The following is a 4,023-nucleotide window of genomic DNA, read 5'->3' as shown; positions in this document are numbered from 1 at the left end:
CCTCGGGTGGGTGCGCCACCTCCAGACGTCAGGGGTCGGGGTCAGGATGCGTGGGATGCCGCGTCGGTGGGCGCGCGTTCCGCCCCGTTCCTGTAGGAAGGCATCCCGCATGAGACCCGCACCCCTGGAAGAGACACCGCCAACGGACCGCGACGTCGAGGCCCCCGCGCCTCCGTCGAAAGGTCTGTGGACGCTGGTGAAGCAAGCGTTGCACGGCACGGAGCTGGACCTGACCCGGCTGCCCATCCGGCGCGCCATCTTCCTGCTGGCCGTGCCCATGGTGCTGGAGATGTTGATGGAGTCGGTGTTCTCCGTGGTGGACGTCTTCTTCGTCGGCAGGCTCGGCGCGGAAGCGGTCGCCACGGTGGGGCTCACCGAGTCCATCCTCGTCATCATCTACGCGGCCGGCATGGGGTTGAGCATCGGCGCCACGGCGATGGTGGCCCGGCGCATCGGGGAGAAGGACGCGGAGCGGGCCGCGCGCACGGCGGTGCAGGCCATCGGGTTGGGCGTGGTCATCTCCCTCATCCTGGCGCTCGCGGGCATCGTCTTCGCCCGGCCGCTGCTGGCGGCGCTGGGCGGCTCGCCGTGGGTGCTGGAGCACGGCGTGGGCTACACGCGCGTGATGATGGGTGGCGTGGTGAGCATCCTGCTGCTCTTCCTCATCAACGCCATCTTCCGGGGCGCGGGTGACGCGGCCATCGCGATGCGCGTGCTGGGGTTGGCCAATGGCATCAACGTCCTGCTCGCGCCGTGTCTCATCTTCGGCCTGGGGCCGTTCCCGGAGATGGGCGTGGTGGGCGCGGCGTGGGCCACCACGCTGGGGCGCACCGCGGGCGTGCTGTACCAGTTGTTCCGGCTGGTGCAGGGCAACGGGCGGCTCCAGGTGCGGCGCGAGCACGTGGCGCTGGAGCCCACGACGATGCTGGCGATGTTGCGGCTGTCGGGCGCGGGAATGGTGCAGGCGCTGGTGAACACGTCGAGCTGGGTGGTGCTGGTGCGACTGGTGTCGTCGTTCGGCAGCACGGCGCTCGCGGGCTACACCATCGCGATGCGCATCCTGCTCTTCGCGCTGCTGCCCGCGTGGGGCCTGGGCAACGCGGCCTCCACGCTGCTGGGCCAGAGCATGGGCGCGGGTGATGTGCAGCGGGGTGAGCGGGCGGTGTGGATGGCGGGTCGCTACAACCTGTTCGTGCTGAGCAGCATCGGCCTCATGTTCTTTGTCTTCGCGACGCCGCTGTTGAGTGCCTTCACGACGGACGCGGCGGTGGTGGTGTCGGGCGCCCGGGCGCTGCGCATCTTCTGCCTGTGCTTCGTGTCGTGCGCGTACGGCATGGTCATCACCTCCGCGTTCAACGGCGCGGGGGACACGCGCACGCCCACGCTCATCGACCTGGGCTGCTTCTGGGCGCTGGAGCTGCCCCTGGCCTGGGTGCTGTCGAGGCCGCTGGGGATGGGCGAGGTGGGCGTGTTCCTCGCGGTGCCGGTGGCCTTCGCGGTGATGTCCGTGTCGAGCATCCTCCTGTTCCGTCGAGGGCACTGGAAGACGCGCGTCGTGTAGTGCCGGCCCTGGTCAGGGCAGGCAGATCTCGAAGCCGGTGCGCCCCCGGGGGAAGCTCGTCGGGGGGCGCGAGGCGGGCGTGACGGCGTAGAGGTGGAAGTCCAGCTGGCGCTGGAAGAAGCCCTTCAGCGCCGGCGCCAGCGGATCCTCGGAGTCCTGCTGGAGGGTGAAGAAGTGGAAGCCCTGGCCGTGGAACGCGGCGTACACGGCGTCGAGCAGCGCGCGGAAGACGGCGGGGTCCTCGCTGGGGACGCAGGTGTTGCAGAGGTAGAAGTAGCGGAAGTCCTCCCCGGGCGCGGGCAGCCGGGGGGCACCCGTCACGGTGGCGAGCATGTTGAAGCCCCGGCGCATCCACTGCATGCCGCCCCGGTACGCGAGCACGCGGTAGCGCTTCACGGCGTCGGGGTTCCACGCGGAGGTGCAGCCCACGAGGCGCCCGCCTGTGTCGAACGCGAGGAACGTGTCCTCCACGCGCAGGCCCGGCCAGTGCGCGAAGCGGTGCTCCAGTTCGCCTGCGTCGTAGCGGTAGCCGAAGGGGCGCGCGCGGTGATCCGCGTCCAGGAGCGCGGTCATGGCGGGCACGTCCGCGGTGGTGGCGCGGCGCACGGTGAAGCGGCTCGGGCGCGGGCGGCGGCGGAGGACGAACTGGATGGAGACGGCGGAGAAGGCGCGCAGCAGGTGGTAGTGCGGCTGGGCTTCGCGCGTGGCGGCGCGGCGCACGAGCGCCTGGAGCGCGGCGGCGTTGGAGGCCATGACGGCGGTGAGGAAGACGTCCACGCCCTGGCGGCGGGCGGTCTCCTCCAGCACGGGGCCATAGAAGCGGGCGAGGCTCCGGGCCCGGCGTGCGGAGAAGCGGGTGCGCAGGTCGCCCAGGTAGCCCACGCGGCAAGGCCGGCCCTCCAGCCACCCGTCGCGCACGTGGATGGCGCCCATGCCGTCCAACCGGGCGGGTTCGGCAGGGGCATGGGCCCAGACCTCGGCCTCACCGCGCTGCATGGCGAAGAGGGCGAAGTAGTCCGGGGCGCGCTGGGTGCTGAGCACCAGGTCCCCCGTCATGGGCACGTCGCCGAACAAATCCAACAGCGCGGCGTTGTCATCCCGGGTGGCACGTCTGAGGGGGCTCATGGCTCGGGTGTCAGCGTATGCGACACGGCGTTGGACTTCCCCCCTTCCGCACCCTGCGGCAGATTGAGCCCACGCGCGTGACGCGGGAGGGTGCCATGGGGTTGCTCGGCTGGATCATCTTCGGCTTCTTCGCGGGCCTCATCGCCCGGGCCGTGCTGCCGGGGAACCAGCGCCTGGGCTGCCTCGGCACCACGCTCCTGGGCGTCGGAGGCGCGTTCGTGGGCGGCTTCCTCACGTCCATCTGGCGGGGCACCGGGTGGCGCGACCCGGAGCCCGCCGGCTTCCTGGGGGCCGTCCTGGGCGCCGCCGTCCTCCTGCTGGTGTTCCAGTCCGCCTTCGGCGGACGCGAGCGCTAGGACGGGAATCCCGGCCCGTCCCCCCGGTTGAGGGCCCGGCGGCCGGTTGTCCTACCCGCCGGGGCGCTCATCCGGGGAAAGCACGGTTCCCAAGAGGATGACGGGCATTTTCTGTAGTACACCGCGCCCCGGGCATGCAGCGGGCAGTCGGCTGCCGCTGAGCCAAAGGAAAGGCGACGACATCATGAAGAAGACGATTCTGATTGCGACCATGCTGAGCCTGACGGCCTGCCAGGGTCAGGGCGGCGCGAAGGACGAGAAGGCCGGCGCCACGGGCACCACCACCGCGGCGACCGCGGGCGCTCCCCAGACGGAGGAGCAGAAGACGCTGTACGCGCTGGGCCTGTCCATCGGCCGCAGCATCAGCGTGTTCGACATGACCCCGCAGGAGCTGGAGTTCGTGAAGGCCGGCCTCTCCGCGCAGGTGTCCGGTCAGAAGACGGACGTGGACCTGGAGGTCTATGGCCCCAAGCTCCAGGAGCTCGCCCGCGAGCGTTCGCTCCGCAAGGCCACGCAGGAGAAGGAGAAGGCCGTCAAGTTCCTGGCGGAGAAGGCCAAGGAGACCGGCGCGCAGAAGACCGAGTCCGGCCTCATCTACAAGGAGACCCAGGCGGGCACCGGTCCCCAGCCCCAGGCCTCCGACATCGTGAAGGTGCACTACAAGGGCACCCTCGCCGACGGCAAGGAGTTCGACAGCTCCTACAAGCGCGGTGAGCCCACCCAGTTCCCGCTCCAGGGCGTCATCAAGTGCTGGACCGAGGGCCTCCAGAAGATGAAGGTCGGCGGCAAGGCGCAGCTCACCTGCCCCTCCGACATCGCCTACGGCGACCGCGGCGCGCCCCCGAACATCCCCGGCGGTGCCGCCCTGGTGTTCGACGTGGAGCTGCTCGAGATCGTGAAGCCCCCCGAGGCCCCTCCCGGCGGCATGCCCGGCATGCCCGGTGGCATGGGCGCCACGCCTCCCCCGGCGCCCGGCAAGAC

4 protein-coding genes are annotated in these 4,023 nt (G+C 70.9%); 3 read left to right on the top strand and 1 reads right to left on the bottom strand.

Annotation, left to right across the window (positions count from 1 at the left end):
* Nucleotides 1–109 precede the first annotated feature (109 nt).
* On the top strand, nt 110–1,561 hold the full coding sequence (locus D7V97_RS40855; RefSeq protein WP_120615961.1) for an MATE family efflux transporter: 1,452 nt from the start codon (nt 110–112) through the stop codon (nt 1,559–1,561).
* A 12-nt stretch (nt 1,562–1,573) separates the two neighbouring features.
* Here D7V97_RS40855 and D7V97_RS40850 read toward each other — a convergent pair whose 3' ends face one another.
* The gene (locus D7V97_RS40850; RefSeq protein WP_120615960.1) at nt 1,574–2,686 is read right to left on the bottom strand and encodes a GNAT family N-acetyltransferase; all 1,113 of its coding nucleotides are present in this window, start codon (nt 2,684–2,686) and stop codon (nt 1,574–1,576) included.
* Between the two features lie 95 nt (nt 2,687–2,781).
* On the opposite strand from D7V97_RS40850, the gene D7V97_RS40845 reads away from it, so the two are divergent.
* Both D7V97_RS40845 and D7V97_RS40840 read left to right on the top strand, forming a co-directional pair.
* The gene (locus D7V97_RS40845; protein ID WP_120615962.1) at nt 2,782–3,042 is read left to right on the top strand and encodes a GlsB/YeaQ/YmgE family stress response membrane protein; all 261 of its coding nucleotides are present in this window, start codon (nt 2,782–2,784) and stop codon (nt 3,040–3,042) included.
* 184 nt (nt 3,043–3,226) lie between these two features.
* On the top strand, nt 3,227–4,023 hold a 797-nt coding region (locus D7V97_RS40840; protein WP_233583555.1), incomplete at its 3' end, for an FKBP-type peptidyl-prolyl cis-trans isomerase.

Source organism: Corallococcus sp. CA053C, assembly GCF_003611675.1.
GTDB lineage: Bacteria > Myxococcota > Myxococcia > Myxococcales > Myxococcaceae > Corallococcus.
This window is presented reverse-complemented; position numbering and strand designations above follow the sequence as displayed.